This is a genomic window from Pseudomonas sp. NPDC089392 (assembly GCF_044749595.1).
Lineage (GTDB): Bacteria > Pseudomonadota > Gammaproteobacteria > Pseudomonadales > Pseudomonadaceae > Aquipseudomonas.
In genome coordinates this window covers 1-1644 of sequence record NZ_JBIVIF010000098.1, presented here as the reverse complement: position 1 = coordinate 1644, position 1644 = coordinate 1, and the positions used below count along the sequence as shown (strand labels likewise).

Genomic DNA, 1644 nt, shown 5'->3' with positions numbered 1-1644 from the left:
TTGGTCAGGTCCAGGTTGGTGTTGTAGACGTTGTTCGGTGCAGTGAACGGCACCGACGCCGAGGACTCGCCCACCGGGATGGTGATGGTCTGGCCATTGTCCAGCTTCACCACCAGGTCCGAGCCGGTGACCTTGTGATTGACCGAGGCGGTGTAGGTCACTACGCCGCCCTCGACCACGCTTTGTGTGGCGGTCAGGGTCACAGTCGTGGTGTCGATGGTGTCGGTGACCTTGGTCACGGCCGCGCCGCTGTTTACATTCAGTTTCTCGAAGTCACCACCCGAGGTTTCGGTGACTTTCACGCGAAGGACTTCAGCATCGACGTACACGTCGTCGCTTGGCGCATCGATGGTGATCGACGCTTCCTTCGAGCCCGCGGCGATGGTGATGGTCTCACCGTTGCTCAGCTTGATCACCAGATCGGTGCCCGCCTTGTTGGTCAGGGTGGCGGTGTAGGTGATCTTGCCGCCTTCAGCGACAGTGTCCGTCGCGCTGAGGGTCAGACGGGTAATGTCCTTGGTGCTTGGAGCGTCGGTTACGGTTGTCACCGGTTCGCCAACAGCCACAGTCTTCTCGTAATTGCCGCCCGAGATGTCGGTGATCTTGTTGGTCAGGTCCAGGTTTGTGTTGTAGACGTTGTTCGGTGCGGTGAACGGCACCGAAGCAGACGACTCGCCCACCGGGATGGTGATGGTCTGGCCGTTGTCCAGCTTCACGACCAGATCCGAACCAGTGACTTTGTGGTTGACCGACGCGGTATAGGTCACCACGCCGCCTTCAGCAACAGTCGAGGTCGCGGTCAACGTCACCGTGGTGGTGTCGATGGTATCGGTGACCTTGGTCACAGCAGCCGTGCTGCTGACATCGAGCTTCTCGAAGTCGCCACCCGTGGTGCTGGTGACGGTCACGCTCAAGTCTTCGGCATCGACGTACACATCGTCGCTTGGCGCGTCGATGGTGATCGAGGCTTCTTTTGAGCCGGCAGCAATGGTGATGGTCTCGCCATTGCTCAGCTTGATCACCAAGTCAGTACCGGCCTTGTTGCTCAAGGTCGCGGTGTAGGTGATCTTGCCACCTTCGGCCACGGTGTCCGTCGCGGTCAGCGTGAGCGCAGTAGCGTTCGGAACAGCCGGGTTGTCAGTGACGGTGGTCACGGGCTCGCCAACCGCCACGGTCTTCTCGTAGTTACCACCCGAGATGTCGATGATCTTGTTGGTCAGGTCCAGGTTGGTGTTGTAGACGTTGTTCGGTGCAGTGAACGGCACCGAAGCAGACGACTCACCCACTGGAATGGTGATGGTCTGGCCGTTGTCCAGCTTCACCACCAGATCCGAACCGGTGACCTTGTGGTTGACCGACGCGGTGTAGGTCACCACGCCACCTTCCATCACGCTTTGCGTGGCAGTCAGGGTGACCGTAGTGGTGTCGATGGTGTCGGTGACCTTGGTCACAGCCGCCGTGCTGCTGACGTCGAGCTTCTCGAAATCACCACCGGTGGTGGTGGTGACGGTCACGCTCAAGTCTTCGGCATCCACATACACATCGTCGCTTGGCGCGTCGATGGTGATCGAGGCTTCCTTGGAGCCGGCAGCAATGGTGATCGTTTCGCCATTACTCAGCTTGATCACCAGATCGGTGCCGGCC

1 protein-coding gene is annotated in these 1644 nt (G+C 59.6%); it reads right to left on the bottom strand.

The features are described from left to right. The coding region (locus tag ACIP1G_RS31950; protein ID WP_400744635.1) for an immunoglobulin-like domain-containing protein at positions 1–1644 on the bottom strand (1644 nt) is incomplete at both ends.